Origin of the sequence: Tardiphaga sp., assembly GCF_025356345.1 — a bacterium.
Lineage (GTDB): Bacteria > Pseudomonadota > Alphaproteobacteria > Rhizobiales > Xanthobacteraceae > Tardiphaga.
Map to the genome: position 1 here is coordinate 1 of NZ_JANXTC010000229.1, position 14859 is coordinate 14859.

A 14859-nucleotide genomic window follows, 5' to 3' on the forward strand; every position below is an offset into this window, starting at 1 on the left:
GCGGCTGGAGGGCGAGGTGATGCTCTCCGCGCTGGCGCGCAAGGTCGCGTCGATCGAGATCACCGGCGAGCCGACCCGGCGCTTCAACAACACGCTGCGCGGGCTGGAAAGCCTGCCAATCAAGCTCACAGCCGCCTGAGGATTCTCGATGCCTGACGTCACCTACATCCATCCCGACGGCCGTGCTGAAACCGTCAATGCCCGCGACGGCGACAGCGCCATGATCACGGCGATGCAGAGCGGCGTCGACGGGATTGTTGGCGAATGCGGCGGCGGCCTGGTGTGCGCCACCCGTCACGTCTATGTCGACGATTCCTGGATGGAGCGGGTCGGGACCGCCGCGGCCGACGAAGACGAGATGCTGGAAGGCGTGGCGGCCGAGCGCAGCCCGAACAGCCGGCTGTCGTGCCAGATCAAAATGAGCGACGCGCTCGACGGCCTCGTGCTGCGATTGCCGGACCGGCAATTCTAGTTTGCAAACGGCGCGACCGGCAACGTCCGGACCCGCGATTAGAACAGGGAGGTAATATCATGAAGGGCTTCAAGACAGTTCTGGCGGCAGCGGCATCGTGCATGCTGGCCGGCGCCGCGCAGGCGCAGATTTCCGACGATGTCGTGCGCGTCGGCGTGCTCAACGATATTTCCGGCGTATTCCAGGACACCAACGGCATGGGCTCGGTCGAAGCCGCGCGGATGGCCGCCGAAGATTTCAACGGCGGCGGCAAAAACATCAGGGTCGAGATCGTCTACGCCGACCACCAGAACAAGGCCGATGTCGGCTCCGGCATTGCGCGTAAATGGCTCGATGTTGAGAAGGTCGATGCCATCGTCGATGTGCCGAATTCATCGGTCGGGCTGGCGATCAACAATATCGCGCGCAACACCAAGATGACCTTCCTGGCGTCATCCACCGCCACCTCCGACCTGACCGGCAAGGATTGTTCGCCGAACACCATCCAGTGGGTCAACGACGCCTGGGCCACCGGCAACACCACGGCCGCGGCGATGATGCAGCGTGGCGGTGACGACTGGTACTTCCTTACGGTCAATTACGCGCTCGGACAGGGCATCGAGGCCGAGGCCAGCAATTACATCACCAAGAACGGCGGCAAGGTGCTCGGCTCCGCGAAGCACCCGCTCGGCACGTCCGATTTCGCTTCGCTATTGCTGCAGGCACAGGGCTCCAAGGCCAAGGTCATTGGCCTCGCCAATGCCGGCGCCGACACCATCAACGCGGTCAAGCAGGCCGGCGAATTCGGCATGCAGGACGGCCCGCAAAAACTGGTGGCGTTCCTGATCTTCATCAACGACGTCCACGGCATGGGCCTCAAGGCTGCACAGGGACTGCTGCTGACCGAGTCATTCTACTGGGATCTCGACGACGACACCCGCGCCTTCGCCAAGCGTTTCGCGCAGCGCCCCGGCATGAACGGAAAGATGCCGAGCGGCAACCAGGCAGGCGTTTACGCATCGACGCTGGCCTATCTGAATGCGGTAGCGGCCAAGGGCAGCGACGACGCTGCGACCGTGGTCCCGCAGATGAAGACGCTCAAAGGCAAGGACAAATTGTTCGGCGACATCGCGATTCGGGCAGACGGCCGCGTCACCCACCCAATCTATCTGTTCGAGATCAAGAAGCCGGACGAGTCGAAATATCCCTACGATTACTACAAGCTGCTTTCGACAGTGCCCGCTGAGAAGGCCTTTCGTCCAATCGAGCAGGGCGGCTGCTCATTGATAAAATAGGGCTGCCGGAACCGGCAGCCCCTAGCTTAAGTGTGGAATCGTCAAAATGCCGATTCCACACGAGTTTTAAGCACCCTACGAACCTCCCGTTGATGCTCGAATCGTATTCGAGGGTCTAACTATTTTCGACCAAAAATATCCCGAAACTGAAAATCAGCTTTCAGTTTTAATTGCGGTGACGACCAGTTCGCTGTCGTCAATCGTTTGAGTCCTTTGCCAAACATTCTCTCGGTTTGGAACAGGTTCAAACCCAGCGTACATGCTCTGGGCAGCTTTCTCTTTCAACGCAACAGGAAGCACCTGGAACCGCGACAGGCTTTCGCCCGCGAACTGAAGGAGAGCTTGGTCTCGCGTCGTAAGGCATTCGAAAGATGCCGGGTGAATAGGCGCCCGGGCATCTACCGAATTTCTCACTACACCGACCGAACATCGCATAACCCTTATTTTAGTGCCTAAACCGGACTCAGGCGTCACGCGGAGAAACTGGATTGAACATGGACGGAAAATTAGCAAAAGGTTAGCCGGCTAGATAAACTGAATTGAAAACGGCTGGCTGAATCACCAGCCCTCAGCCTAAACGTTGAATCGGAAAAACAGCTAAATCACTTGCATCAATTGGCGCTGAATTCGTGAACCACTGAATTCGGCGCCTCTTCTTTTTGCAGAAATGGGTCGGATAGCGGACATGCCGCAGACATATGGGAGGCGACGCGATTGACCCAAGGCGGACATTCGGTTCTTGGAAATCTGTCACGACCTCGGTAGCAATCTATAAACCCCCGCCGGCTAGGGTCGAATGACGAACGTTGAAATTAACCCGCATTGGCCGCGATTGCAAAATGAACTTGTGGGAATGAGGTGGCTCGGAATCTTGCTGACGGTCGTTGTGGCCGTGTTGGTGATCTATAAAGCGAACTTCCCGACCTATTCCTATCGCTATCGCCTTCAGATTTCTCTCTCCGTTGACGAAAAGCTTTACACCGGTTCGAGTGTTATTGAGGTCGTCTGGAAGTGCGGGCCGCACATCACGGGCTTGGGCCGCTGTGTCCCATACTTGGGCGGACAGGCCGCGGTAGTCGATCTCGGTTCTCGCGGTGCCGTCGTCGCTACGCTGGGAACCGGTGAAAACATCATCCCGGTACCGGATGGAGCCGTCGACGCTGTATTTATCTGTGCAAATGCGTTCGGCAATCGTAGCATCGACGAGGAGTTGCCAGCGTTGCCGCGCCTGACCGGCCGCCGCGATCTTTCCCCATCCAATTTCCCGCGGCTGGTGTGGTTTTCGAACCCAGCCGACATGACATCCGCGCAGAAGATAACGATCGAGAATGTCGCAAACGTAATCGAATCTACAGCCCGATTCACGGAAGCCTTTGTCGAGATCACCAGCGATCCGGTCGTCATGAACATCGCAACTAAGTTGCCGTGGTTTCCAGCGTTTAAGCTTGCGCAGAAGGGCAAAGGTGTCCTTTCCATGCCGGGCCAATTTCAGCTCGTTTATAATATGTTCGTGGGAGAGAGTTGGTGATTTCCGCAGGAACCATCAAACGTGCGGGGTGGGCAGCATGAATTGGCTACTGGACGGTGGGAAGTCGGTTGTTGGCGCAAAGCGGTCACTCGAATTCGCGGCGCTAAAGTCCTGAATGGCCCTGAGAAGGGGGGGCCCTCACAGCTTCCCGCGCCCGACGCCCTCATAGACAAACCCCGCCGCCGCCATTTCTTCCGGCCGGTAGACGTTGCGCAGATCGATCAGCACCGGCTGTTGCATCACCGCCTTCAGCCGATCCAGATCCAGCGCGCGGAACTGGACCCATTCGGTGACGATCACCAGCGCGTCGGCGCCGGCCGCGCAATCATAGGCGTCGCTGCAATAAATGATATCCGGCAGCTCGGCCTTCGCGGCGTCCATGCCGACCGGATCGAACGCGCGGACGGTGGCGCCGAGATCGAGCAGGCCGGTGACCAGCGGGATCGAGGGTGCCTCGCGCATGTCGTCGGTATCGGGCTTGAAGGTCAGGCCGAGCACCGCGACCGTCTTGCCGCGCAGCTGGCCGCCCAGCGCATGCGCGACCTTGCGCGCCATCGCGCGCTTGCGGTTGTCGTTGACGTTCAGCACCGCCTCGACGATCCGCAACGGCGCGTCATGGTCGAGCGCGATTTTCACCAAGGCCCGCGTGTCTTTCGGAAAGCACGAGCCGCCGAAGCCGGGGCCGGCATGTAAAAACTTGCTGCCGATGCGGTTGTCCATGCCGATGCCGCGCGCCACGTCCTGGACGTCGGCGCCGACCTTTTCGGCGAGATCGGCGATCTCGTTGATGAAGGTGATTTTGGTGGCGAGGAAGGCGTTCGCGGCATATTTGATCAGCTCGGCGGTGCGCCGCTCGGTATACATCACCGGCGCCTGGTTCAGCGACAGCGGCCGGTAGATCTCGCCGATCGCCTTTTTGGCGCGCTCGTCCGAAGTGCCGACCACGATGCGGTCCGGAAACTTGAAGTCGCGGATCGCCGCGCCCTCGCGCAAGAATTCCGGATTGGAGGCGACCGCGACATCGGCGGCCGGATTGGCCTCGCGGATCAGCCGCTCGACCTCGTCGCCGGTGCCGACCGGCACCGTCGATTTGGTGATCACCACCGTGAAGCCATTGACGACCGCGGCGATCTCCTTGGCGGCGGCATAGACGTAAGACAGGTCGGCATGGCCGTCGCCGCGCCGCGACGGCGTGCCGACCGCGATGAACACCGCGTCGGCTTCGGCGACCGGGCCGGAGAGGTCGGTGGTGAAATCGAGCCGGCCGGCCTTCACATTGGCGGCGACCAGCGCGTCCAGCCCGGGCTCGAAGATCGGGATCTGGCCTTGCTGCAAGGCGGCGATCTTGGCCTCATCCTTGTCGACGCAAGTGACGTGGTGGCCGAAATCGGCGAAGCAGGCGCCGGAGACGAGGCCGACATAGCCGGTGCCGATCATGGCGATACGCATGGGAATTCCTCGGGCCAGGGAAGCGGACGGGTTGCAGGGGTCTTAGCAGGCGATGGCGACTTGCACACGACGGGCAGGGGGCGATTTCCCGGATTTCCTTGGTGGGCAGAACGTGTTATGCAACGCAATAGCAATTTCGCTGCCCACTGGCCTGCCGCAATTTGGCCGCAAGAATTTTTCGCTTCGAATCAGTCTTGCGGCGTGATTGTGGCGCCCGCCTGAATCTGGCCTGAATCGACCAAGCCCATGAAAAATGACCAGATTCTGGACCTGATTTCGGATTTCTGCCGGCAATTGGAGATGGCGGAATCGACCTTCGGCCGCCGCGCGGTCAATGACGGCAAGCTGGTCAACCGGCTGCGCGAGGGCAAGCGCATCACCATCGACACGCTGGATCGCATCCAGGCCTTCATCGCCCAGTCGCTGCCGGAGGGCGTGCCGCCGCCGCCGGGGCTGCAGACGCCGATCGAGCGCCGCGACCCGCGCAGCAATTTTCGCTTCTTCGAGAACCGGCAGAAATACCTGCTGTTCGTGCATACTTGCTCGGAGAAGCGGGTGATCGCCGACCGCGTCGGGCTGGAGCTTGCCAGCATCCATCCGCGGCCGCCGGCGCTGCGGGTATTCGACGCCGGCGTCGGCGACGGCACCGTGCTGGCGCGGGTGATGCGCTCGATGCACGGCCGGTTTCCGCACATGCCGTTCTATATCGCCGGCAAGGAATTGAGCCTGGAAGACGTGCGTCTGACGCTGGACAAGGTGCCGGACCGCTTGTTCGAGCATCCGGCCACGGTGTTCGTGCTGACCAACATGCATTATGCCGAGGCGCCGACGCTGACGCCGATTTCGCCGGCCGCGGCCGCCGGGATGATCTGGCACGAAGTGCCGTTGCGCGGCGCCTCGTCCGGCGAGTTCGAGGCGCAGATCGCCGGGCTGAACGCGTTTCTGGAGGATAATTGGCGCGCCAGCATCAACCCGCGCTCGGGCATGCCGACCTATGAACGCCCGGTGGCGCTGGTGGTCTACCGCGAGGATCACCGTTTTCTGCTCGACAGCATCATCCCGCGCGCCGGCCGCACCGAGGCCAATTTCGACCTGATCATCGCCTCGCAGCCCTACCGCGCCAAATCCTCGGTCTCTTTCCGCGCCAAACGCATCATCGCCCCCCTAGCCCGAGCCTTGCGCGCGGGCGGTCGGTTGATCGGAATCCATTCGCATGGGCAGGACCCCGGTATGGAGATCGTGCAGGCCGTCTGGCCCAAAGAAAACCCTTTCGCCGTCAGCCGTCATGAGCTATTGCGCGCAGTGAAATACGAACTGGGCTCAGCCGCCCGCGATCTGAACTTCAATGCCTATTCCGACCAGCGGTCGATCTTTCGCTACGCCATGGAGGCGCTGCCGAACGAGGTGACCGGGACGATCGGGACCTCGACGGCTTTTGCAGCGTGGAACGCGGCGGTCTATGTCGCCCAGATCGAGGACGACCGTTTGACGGAAGTGACTCAAAGCGGCCGTTATCTGGATGCCACCCGGGAGGTTCTGCGCAAGCATAACGGTCTCTGGTTCTACGATGAATCCTATGTCATCTCGCGGCGTCGCGACTGACATTTCCGGACATTAGATGAAAGGCCGCCGAGATCTGGCGGAAAAGGGGTTGTTGATGCGCGCGTCTTATCTGTTCACCAGTGAATCCGTCTCCGAAGGTCATCCCGACAAGATCTGCGACCGGATCTCCGACGAAATCGTCGACCTGTTCTTCCGCGAAGGCGCCAAGGCCGGCATGGACCCCTGGTCGATCCGGGCTGCCTGCGAAACGCTGGCCACCACCAACAAGGTAGTGATCGCCGGCGAAACCCGCGGTCCCGCGTCGGTCACCAACGATCACATCGAGGCCGTGGTACGCGCTGCGATCAAGGACATCGGTTACGAGCAGGCCGGATTCCACTGGAAGACCGCGGACATCGAGATCCTGCTGCACCCGCAGTCGGCCGACATCGCGCAGGGCGTGGATGCGCTGCAGCCCGGCACCAACCAGGAAGAGGGAGCCGGCGACCAGGGCATCATGTTCGGTTACGCCACCAACGAGACCGCCGAGCTGATGCCAGCCCCGATCTTCTACGCGCACAAGATCCTGCGCCTGATCTCGGAAGCCCGTCACGCCGGCATCGAGAAGGTGCTGGGGCCCGACTCCAAGAGCCAGGTCACCGTGCAGTACGAGCACGGCAAGCCGGTCGGCGTCCGCGAGATCGTGGTGTCGCACCAGCATCTGGTCGAGGACATGACCTCGAACCAGGTTCGCGACTGCGTCGAGCCCTATGTCCGCAAGGCGCTGCCGGACGGCTGGATCTCCGACAAGACCATCTGGCACATCAACCCGACCGGCAAGTTCTTCATCGGCGGTCCCGATGGTGATGCCGGGCTGACCGGCCGCAAGATCATCGTCGACACCTACGGCGGCGCGGCCCCGCATGGCGGCGGCGCGTTCTCCGGCAAGGATTCCACCAAGGTTGATCGTTCAGCGGCTTATGCGGCGCGCTACGTCGCCAAGAACGTCGTCGCGGCGGGCCTCGCCGATCGCTGCACGCTGCAGCTTGCTTACGCCATCGGCGTGGCGCGGCCGCTGTCGATCTACATCGACACCCATGGTACCGGCAAGGTCGCCGATGAGGTGATCGAGAAGGCCGTTGCCGACTCGATGGACCTTACCCCGCGCGGTATTCGCAAGCATCTCGACCTCAACAAGCCGATCTACGCCCGCACCTCCGCCTACGGCCATTTCGGCCGCACGCCGGATGCGGATGGCGGCTTCTCGTGGGAAAAGACCGACCTCGTCGACGCATTGAAGAGCAACGTCTGATCCGAAACTCGTCGTTCCGGGTTGACGTGCGCATTGTGGCGCACGTGAAGCCGGAACCTGGAACTTATTATCACATCGGGATTTCGGGTTCGCGACCGCCTGACGGCGTTCGTGCCCCGGAATGACCATTTCACTAAAGGACAATTACATGACCGCGCCCAAGGGCTTCAACGACTACATCGTCAAGGACATCGCGCTGGCGCCGTTCGGCCGCAAGGAAATCTCGATCGCCGAGACCGAGATGCCCGGCCTGATGGCCACCCGCGAGGAATACGGCCCGAAGCAGGTGCTGAAAGGCGCCCGCATCGCCGGCTCGCTGCACATGACCATTCAGACCGCCGTGCTGATCGAGACGCTGGTCGCGCTCGGTGCCGACGTGCGCTGGGTGTCCTGCAACATCTACTCGACCCAGGACCACGCCGCCGCCGCGATCGCCGCGGCCGGCATCCCGGTGTTCGCCATCAAAGGCGAGAGCCTGGAAGAATATTGGGATTATACCGCCAAGCTGTTTGACTGGCATGGCGGCGGCACTCCGAACCTGATCCTCGACGATGGTGGCGATGCCACCATGCTGGTGCATAGCGGCCTGCGCGCCGAGCAGGGCGACGTGGCCTTCCTCGACAAACCGGAATCGGAAGAAGAAGAAGTTTTCTACGCGCTGATCAAGAAGCTACTGAAGGAAAAGCCGAAGGGCTACTTCGCCGAGCTCGCCAACAACATCAAGGGCGTGTCGGAGGAGACCACCACGGGCGTGCATCGCCTGTACGAGATGCAGAAGAGCGGCAAGCTGCTGTTCCCGGCCATCAACGTCAACGATAGCGTCACCAAGTCGAAGTTCGACAATCTGTACGGCTGCCGTGAATCGCTGGTCGACGGCATCCGTCGCGGCACCGATGTCATGATGTCGGGCAAGGTCGCCATGGTCGCCGGCTTCGGCGATGTCGGCAAGGGCTCGGCCGCGTCACTGCGCCAGGCCGGCTGCCGCGTGCTGGTGTCCGAAATCGATCCGATCTGCGCGTTGCAGGCGGCGATGGAAGGCTATGAAGTCGTCACCATGGAAGAGGCCGCGCCGCGCGCCGACATCTTCGTCACCGCGACAGGCAACCGCGACATCATCACCATCGAGCACATGCGCGCGATGAAGGATCGTGCGATCGTCTGCAACATCGGCCACTTCGATAATGAAATTCAGATCGCGCATCTGAAGAACATGAAGTGGGACAACATCAAGCCGCAGGTCGACGAGATCACCTTCCCGGATGGTCACCGCATGATCCTGCTGTCGGAAGGCCGCCTGGTGAACCTCGGTAATGCCATGGGTCACCCGTCCTTCGTGATGTCGGCATCCTTCACCAACCAGACGCTGGCGCAGATCGAACTCTATGCCAACAACAAGGACGGCAAGTACAAGAAGGAAGTGTACGTGCTGCCGAAGGCGCTCGACGAGAAGGTTGCGATGCTGCACCTCGCCAAGATCGGCGTGAACCTGACCAAGCTGAGCCCCGAGCAGGCCGCCTATATTGGCGTCAGCACCGAAGGCCCGTTCAAGGCCGACCAGTACCGCTACTGAGTTCGACGCACTGATTTGAACGACAAAGCCCCGGAGCGATCCGGGGCTTTTTTGTGATGTCCGTTACTTACGTGTCCCGGATGCGGTGCGGCCTGCTTGATGTCGCTCCGCAGATCCGGGACCGTTACGAACGAGGGCGTTTGAGACGGCCCCGGCCCTGCGAAGCAACACTTCGTGTTGCGTCGCCTCCGGGGCACGAACCATCTCTATTTATTTGACCTTCTCGCCGATGCTGCATTTCAGCGTGCCGATACCATCGATGCCGCATTCGATTTTATCGCCGGGCGCAAGGGCGGCGACGCCGGCTGGGGTGCCGGTCAGGATGACGTCCCCGGCGCCGAGTTCAACCTGCAGCGACAGTTTCGCGATGATCTCGGCGACGTTCCAGATCATTTCCGACAGGTCGCCCTTCTGCCGCTCGGTGCCGTTCACCGACAGCCAGATCTTTCCGCTGGTCGGATGGCCGATCTTCGAGGCCGGTGCCAGCGCGCCACACGGGGCGGAATCGTCGAACGATTTGCCGATCTCCCAGGGCTGCTCCTTCTTGCGCGATTTCATCTGCAAGTCGCGGCGGGTCAGGTCGATGCTCACGCCATAACCCCAGACGTGATCGAGCGCGGTCTCCGCGGAAATGTTGAAGCCGCCGCTCTGCAGCGCCACGATCAGCTCGACCTCGTGCTGGAAGTCCTGGGTCTGCTGCGGATAGGCGATCACGCTGCCTTCCGGAACGATCATGTCGGCGTGCTTGGCGAAGAAGAAGGGAGGGTTGCGCTCGTCATTGCCGAGTTCGCGGATGTGCTCGAGATAGTTGCGGCCCACGCACCAGACGCGGCGTACCGGAAATTTCTTGTCGTCGCCCTGGACGGCAATGGCGGCCTGCGGCGGAGGGGCGATAACGAACGATGCGGTCATGAGTGGCTCTCGGGTACATGCAGGAGCCCATCGTCATTGCGAGGCGCTCTTGCGACGAAGCAATCCAGACTTGTTGGTTTGCAAGCGGGCTGGATTGCTTCGCATCGCTCGCAATGACGACAGAGAGGGGACCTCTCTTTCGAATTCGGATTGCTCAGGCCGGGGCGTCGAGCGGAGCCAGCGGGCTGGCCTCACGATGTTGCAACTTGAAGAACGAGGCATAGCGGCCGCCGCGGCGCAGCAGGTCGTCGTGGCGACCGCGCTCGACGATCTCGCCGCCTTCAACCACCAGAATGGCATCGGCATGCATGATGGTGTGCAGCCGGTGCGCGATGACGATGGTGGTGCGGTCGCGGCACAGATGCTCGATTGCTTCCTGCACTGATTTCTCCGACTCGGAGTCCAGTGCCGCGGTGGCTTCGTCGAGCAGGATCACCGGGGCGTTCTTTACCAGGGCCCGCGCAATGGCGACGCGCTGGCGCTGGCCGCCGGACAGCTGGGCACCGTGTTCGCCGACCGGCGTGGCATAGCCGAGCGGAAAGCCCATGATGAAATCATGCGCGCAAGCGGCCTTCGCCGCGGACACGATGTCGGCCTCGGTGGCGCCGACCTTGCCGAAGGCGATGTTCTCCTGGATCGTGCCGCGGAACAGATAGACGTCCTGGCCGACATAGGCGGTCTGCTGCCGCAGCGACCGCCGCGAAATCTGGCCGATCGACTGGCCGTCGATGGTGATGTCGCCTTCGCTGACTTCGTAGAGCCGGAGCAGCAGCGCCAGCACGGTTGACTTGCCGCCACCGGACGGGCCGACCAATGCGGTGACCTTGCCGGGTTCGGCGACGAAATTCATCCGGTTCAGCACCAGCTCGTTGGGCCGATAGCGGAAGCTGACATCGTGCAATTCGACGCGGGCATCGCTGAGCAGCAAGGCCGGTTTGGCGTCGTCATTGGGCTCGGAGGCCGGGCTGTCGACGATCTCGAGCAGCATGCGCGCGCCGATCAGGCTGCTGTTGAGCTCGATGTTGAGCCGGGCCAGCCGCTTCGCCGGCTCGTAGGCGAGCAGGAAGGCGGTGACAAAGGAGAAGAACTGACCGGGCGTCGCGCCCATCGCCACCACGCGGTAGCCGCCATACAGCAGCGATCCAGCGATCGCAAAGCCGCCAAGCGTCTCCATCAGCGGGCTGGAGCGGTTGGAAACCCGCGCCATCTTGTTGGCGTTACGCTCCACCGCGGTGATGCTGGCTTCCATGCGCTCCTGCATGGTGTGTTCGAGGTTGAACGCCTTGACGGTGCGGATGCCCTGCAGCGATTCCTGCATTGTCTCCATGATGTCGGCGGTGCCGGTGAACTGGTTGCGGGCCAGGCCCTTGATGCGTTTCACCAGCTTGCGCAGCATCAGCATCGCCGGCGGCGCGATCAGGAAACCGAACAGCGCCATGTACGGATCCTGCATCAGCATCACGCCGACCAGCGCGATCAGCGACAGCAGATCACGGCCCACGGCATTGATCAGCAGGCTGAGCACCTGTGTCACCGAATTGGCGCCGGCCGTCAGCCGCGCCAGGAATTCCGAGGAATGCCGTTCCGAGAAGAAGCCGATGCTCTCATTCATCAGCTTGGCGAACAGCCGGCGCTGGTTGTTGGCCAGGATGGCATTGCTGATCTGCGACAGGATCACCGTATGACCGTAGGTCGTCACGCCTTTCACCAGGAAGATCAGCACGACGACGCCGGAATACAGCGCGATGCGGTTGATGTCCTTGTCGACATAGGCCTGGTTGATGACCTCGCCGAGCATGTAGGCCGCGCCGGCGGTGGTGCCGGCCGAGACCGCCATCAGCGCGAAGGCGATCAGGTATCGGCGCCAGTAGGTGGCCGCCTGTTCGGTGACCAGGCGGCGGATCAGCGCCCAGGCGCCGGTGGGATCGTCAGTGATTTTGCGAGGAATATCAGCCATCCGCGTTCCAGCGACGGCGCCGGGCAGGGATTTGCCGCAGGCGTCAGAGTCGGTGCGAAACAGCCGTCTCATTGCCCGCTAAATGGGGGGATTTCAAGCCGAATTGGCCGGCAGCCAGCCCGGATCAGGCCGATTTGGCCATCAATTCAATGCCATGGCGCTCCAAAGCGAGCTTCTCTTCCCAGGCCAGCGCATGTTTGGCGATGGTCTCGAGGTTGTCGAATTGCGGCTTCCAGTCCAGCGTGGCGCGAATCCGGCTGGTGTCGGCGATCATGCTCATGATGTCGCCGTCGCGTCGCGGGGCGTGCTGCACGGCAAAGCTGCGCCCGGAGGCGAGGCGCACCGCCTCGATGGTCTCCAGCACCGAATAGCCGCGGCCATAGCCACAATTCAGGGTGGTCGAGGCGCCGCCGTGGCGCAGGTAGTTCAGCGCGGCGAGATGGGCCTGGACGAGGTCGCTGACGTGGATGAAATCTCGGATGCATCTGCCGTCAGGGGTCGGATAATCCGTGCCGAACACGTCGATCTTGCTGCGCTGGCCGGTGGCGGCCTCGACCGCGATCTTCAGCAGATGGGTCGCGCCCATGGTGGCCAGGCCGGTGCGGCCCTTCGGATCGGCGCCGGCGACGTTGAAATAGCGCAGTACGACGAATTCCATGCCATAGGCCGGTGCGATGTCGTGCAGCATGATTTCGCTCATCAGCTTCGACGAGCCGTAGGGCGACAGTGGCCGGGTCGGGGCGTCTTCGGCCACCGGCGTAGAATCGGGATTGCCGTAGACGGCCGCTGTCGAGGAAAAGATGAAGCGCTTGACGCCGCATTTGACCGCGGCGGTGAGCAGATTACGCGTGGTCATGGTGTTGTTGCGGTAATAGCTGAGCGGATCGCGCATCGAATCCGGCACCACGACCGAGCCGGCGAAATGGATGATGGCGTCGATGCCGTGCGCGGCGATCACGCCCTCGACCAGATTTTCGTCGCCAACGTCACCGATGAACAGCGGTACGCCGTCGGGCAGATAATTCGAGAAGCCGGTGGACAGGTTATCGATCACGACCACGCTTTCACGCGCTTCCACCAGCGCATGAACCATGTGGCTTCCGATATAACCGGCACCGCCGGTAACAAGCACGGTCATCGATCCAACCTTATCGCTACGCCCATGACATCACGCTAACCGTTCCGAAGTGAAGAGTGGGTTTCGACGGCTGGTAACTGGCCACTATGCTTAATGTTGCGTATAGGAACTGCGTCGAAAGGAAGACATGCGTGCCCATCGCTAATAATGCCGCCGGCAAGGTGCAGTTGATCGTCACCAATCTGCATTGGCGTTACTCCGGCGTGACCGCCACCAACCGGATGGTGGCGCCCAAGCTTGCCGCGATGTTCCGTGCGGCCTGGCTCGGCTCGGACGCGCCGGAAGGGATTGACCGCATCGGCGCGGCCGATCTGTTGCGGCTATGGTTGCGCCGTGCGCCGGTCATCTGGCATGCGCGGCGCAACAACGAGATGATCGCGGGGGTACTGCTGCAGGCGCTCGGTTGGCCTCTGAAGCTGCTATTTACCTCCGCGGCGCAGCGCCACCACACCTGGATCACGCGATGGCTGATCGGGCGGATGGATGCGATCATCGCCACCAGCGAGGTCTCGGCTTCCTATCTCAAGCGTTCGGCGACGGTGGTCACACACGGCGTCGATCCGGTCCGCTATTCACCGCCCGCGGACCGCGCCGCCGCCTTCGCGGAAGCCGGATTGCCCGGCCGCCATGCGATCGGATGTTTCGGCCGCGTCCGTGCGCAAAAGGGCACTGACCTGTTCGTGGAAGCGATGTGCGAATTGCTACCGCGCTATCCGGATTTTACGGCCGTGATCGTCGGCGCCGTCACGCCCGACCAGGCGAGCTTTGCCAATGAGTTGAAAAAGAAGATCGAGGTCGCCGGGCTACGGTCGCGCATCCTTATTCTCGGTGAATTGCCAATTGCCGAGGTGCAGCGCTGGTACCAGCGCTTGACGATCTATGCCTTTACGTCGCGCAACGAAGGCTTTGGCCTGACGCTGATCGAAGCGATGTCGGTTGGCGCGGCGCTGGTGGCAACGCGCGCCGGCGCCGCCGAGATCGCGGTGGAGGATGGCGTCACCGGCGTGCTGGTGCCGACCGGTGATGCCGCGGCGCTGGCTGGGGCTCTTGAGCCGTTGCTGCGCGATCCCGCCGCGGCGGAAACGATGGGCAAGCGGGCGCGGCAGCGGGTACTGGATCGATTCAGCCTCGACGTCGAGGCCGCAGGTATTGCCGCAGTCTATCGCACGCTGATCTGACGCTCGAGAATATCCGCGACAAAAGCGTCGAGATCGCCGCCGGCAAACATGAATCCGGGGAGGCTCACCGCGGTGGCCGCCTCGATGTCGGTGGCGCGATCGCCGATCACGAAACTGCCAGTGGTGTGGACCGGCCAGTGCTTCATCAAATCGAGGATCATCCCCGGGCTGGGCTTGCGCCAGGGATGGTCTTCCAGATAGCCGGCGACCGATCCGTCGGGATGATGCGGGCAATAGCGGACATCATCGATGCGGGCGCCCTGCGCCAGCAATTCGGCGCGCATCCAGTCGTGTAGCCGGTGCAGCTCGTTCTCGGTGAACAGCCCGCGCGCGATACCGGACTGGTTGGTGAAGACGAAGACCAGATAGCCGGCGTCGTTCAGACGCCGGATCGCCTTGGCGGCGTTGGGCATCCAGCGGATGCGTTCGCGCGTGCCCATGTAGCCGTCGTCATGGTTGACGACACCGTCGCGGTCGAGAAACGCCGCCGGTTTCCGAATCGCACTCATCGCGGCGTCGCCTCGTGG

General features: G+C 62.2%; 12 protein-coding genes and 1 pseudogene. 8 read left to right on the forward strand and 5 right to left on the reverse strand.

All coding sequences use genetic code 11. The features are described from left to right. The 4 genes and pseudogenes from Q0S16_RS13865 to Q0S16_RS13880 form a co-directional block, all read left to right on the forward strand. Positions 1-139 (forward strand): annotated as a pseudogene (locus Q0S16_RS13865) (cytochrome P450); the annotation flags it as partial. Between the two features lie 9 nt (positions 140-148). Beyond that, positions 149-472, forward strand: coding sequence for a 2Fe-2S iron-sulfur cluster-binding protein (locus tag Q0S16_RS13870; protein ID WP_295849164.1), 324 nt, complete (start codon positions 149-151; stop codon positions 470-472). 59 nt (positions 473-531) lie between these two features. Then, positions 532-1746, forward strand: coding sequence for an ABC transporter substrate-binding protein (locus Q0S16_RS13875; RefSeq protein WP_295849166.1), 1215 nt, complete (start codon positions 532-534; stop codon positions 1744-1746). Between the two features lie 796 nt (positions 1747-2542). After that, positions 2543-3274 (forward strand): hypothetical protein, encoded by a 732-nt coding sequence (locus Q0S16_RS13880; protein ID WP_295849167.1) that lies wholly within the window; start codon positions 2543-2545, stop codon positions 3272-3274. Positions 3275-3412: 138 nt separating this feature from the next. Here Q0S16_RS13880 and Q0S16_RS13885 read toward each other — a convergent pair whose 3' ends face one another. Beyond that, a complete protein-coding gene (locus Q0S16_RS13885) occupies positions 3413-4723 on the reverse strand; it encodes a UDP-glucose/GDP-mannose dehydrogenase family protein (protein WP_295849168.1) in 1311 nt (436 codons plus the stop codon). Between the two features lie 246 nt (positions 4724-4969). On the opposite strand from Q0S16_RS13885, the gene Q0S16_RS13890 reads away from it, so the two are divergent. The 3 genes from Q0S16_RS13890 (at position 4970) to ahcY (ending at position 9147) form a co-directional block, all read left to right on the forward strand. Continuing rightward, entirely contained in the window at positions 4970-6325 is a 1356-nt protein-coding gene (locus Q0S16_RS13890; RefSeq protein WP_295849170.1) for a hypothetical protein, read from the forward strand. Between the two features lie 55 nt (positions 6326-6380). Further along, positions 6381-7577, forward strand: coding sequence for a methionine adenosyltransferase (gene metK / locus Q0S16_RS13895; RefSeq protein WP_295849180.1), 1197 nt, complete (start codon positions 6381-6383; stop codon positions 7575-7577). A 148-nt stretch (positions 7578-7725) separates the two neighbouring features. Beyond that, positions 7726-9147 (forward strand): adenosylhomocysteinase, encoded by a 1422-nt coding sequence (gene ahcY, locus Q0S16_RS13900; protein ID WP_295849171.1) that lies wholly within the window; start codon positions 7726-7728, stop codon positions 9145-9147. 210 nt (positions 9148-9357) lie between these two features. Here the strand turns inward: ahcY and Q0S16_RS13905 are convergent, their stop codons facing one another. From Q0S16_RS13905 to galE, 3 genes are all read right to left on the reverse strand, one after another. Further along, positions 9358-10059, reverse strand: a complete 702-nt coding sequence (locus tag Q0S16_RS13905; RefSeq protein ID WP_295849173.1) for a fumarylacetoacetate hydrolase family protein — start codon at positions 10057-10059, stop codon at positions 9358-9360. A gap of 154 nt (positions 10060-10213) precedes the next feature. Further along, entirely contained in the window at positions 10214-12016 is a 1803-nt protein-coding gene (locus Q0S16_RS13910; RefSeq protein ID WP_295849174.1) for an ABC transporter ATP-binding protein, read from the reverse strand. Between the two features lie 124 nt (positions 12017-12140). Next, positions 12141-13154 carry a UDP-glucose 4-epimerase GalE gene (galE, locus tag Q0S16_RS13915; RefSeq protein ID WP_295849176.1) on the reverse strand — a complete coding sequence of 338 codons (1014 nt, stop codon included), beginning with the start codon at positions 13152-13154 and terminating at the stop codon, positions 12141-12143. A gap of 86 nt (positions 13155-13240) precedes the next feature. Between galE and Q0S16_RS13920 the strand changes: the two genes are divergently transcribed. Then, positions 13241-14332, forward strand: coding sequence for a glycosyltransferase family 4 protein (locus tag Q0S16_RS13920; protein ID WP_295849178.1), 1092 nt, complete (start codon positions 13241-13243; stop codon positions 14330-14332). Here the strand turns inward: Q0S16_RS13920 and Q0S16_RS13925 are convergent. Continuing rightward, entirely contained in the window at positions 14314-14841 is a 528-nt protein-coding gene (locus tag Q0S16_RS13925; RefSeq protein WP_295849182.1) for an HAD family hydrolase, read from the reverse strand. The two genes, Q0S16_RS13920 and Q0S16_RS13925, sit on opposite strands and share 19 nt — an antisense overlap. Positions 14842-14859: the final 18 nt, after the last annotated feature.

Bases quoted from the DNA above. Each gene is read 5' to 3' on its own strand.
- Q0S16_RS13870 (WP_295849164.1), top strand. From the start codon at position 149: ATGCCTGACGTCACCTACATCCATCCCGACGGCCGTGCTGAAACCGTC.
- Q0S16_RS13875 (WP_295849166.1), top strand. From the start codon at position 532: ATGAAGGGCTTCAAGACAGTTCTGGCGGCAGCGGCATCGTGCATGCTG.
- Q0S16_RS13880 (WP_295849167.1), top strand. From the start codon at position 2,543: ATGACGAACGTTGAAATTAACCCGCATTGGCCGCGATTGCAAAATGAA.
- Q0S16_RS13885 (WP_295849168.1), bottom strand. From the start codon at position 4,723: ATGCGTATCGCCATGATCGGCACCGGCTATGTCGGCCTCGTCTCCGGC.
- Q0S16_RS13890 (WP_295849170.1), top strand. From the start codon at position 4,970: ATGAAAAATGACCAGATTCTGGACCTGATTTCGGATTTCTGCCGGCAA.
- metK (WP_295849180.1), top strand. From the start codon at position 6,381: ATGCGCGCGTCTTATCTGTTCACCAGTGAATCCGTCTCCGAAGGTCAT.
- ahcY (WP_295849171.1), top strand. From the start codon at position 7,726: ATGACCGCGCCCAAGGGCTTCAACGACTACATCGTCAAGGACATCGCG.
- Q0S16_RS13905 (WP_295849173.1), bottom strand. From the start codon at position 10,059: ATGACCGCATCGTTCGTTATCGCCCCTCCGCCGCAGGCCGCCATTGCC.
- Q0S16_RS13910 (WP_295849174.1), bottom strand. From the start codon at position 12,016: ATGGCTGATATTCCTCGCAAAATCACTGACGATCCCACCGGCGCCTGG.
- galE (WP_295849176.1), bottom strand. From the start codon at position 13,154: ATGACCGTGCTTGTTACCGGCGGTGCCGGTTATATCGGAAGCCACATG.
- Q0S16_RS13920 (WP_295849178.1), top strand. From the start codon at position 13,241: ATGCTTAATGTTGCGTATAGGAACTGCGTCGAAAGGAAGACATGCGTG.
- Q0S16_RS13925 (WP_295849182.1), bottom strand. From the start codon at position 14,841: ATGAGTGCGATTCGGAAACCGGCGGCGTTTCTCGACCGCGACGGTGTC.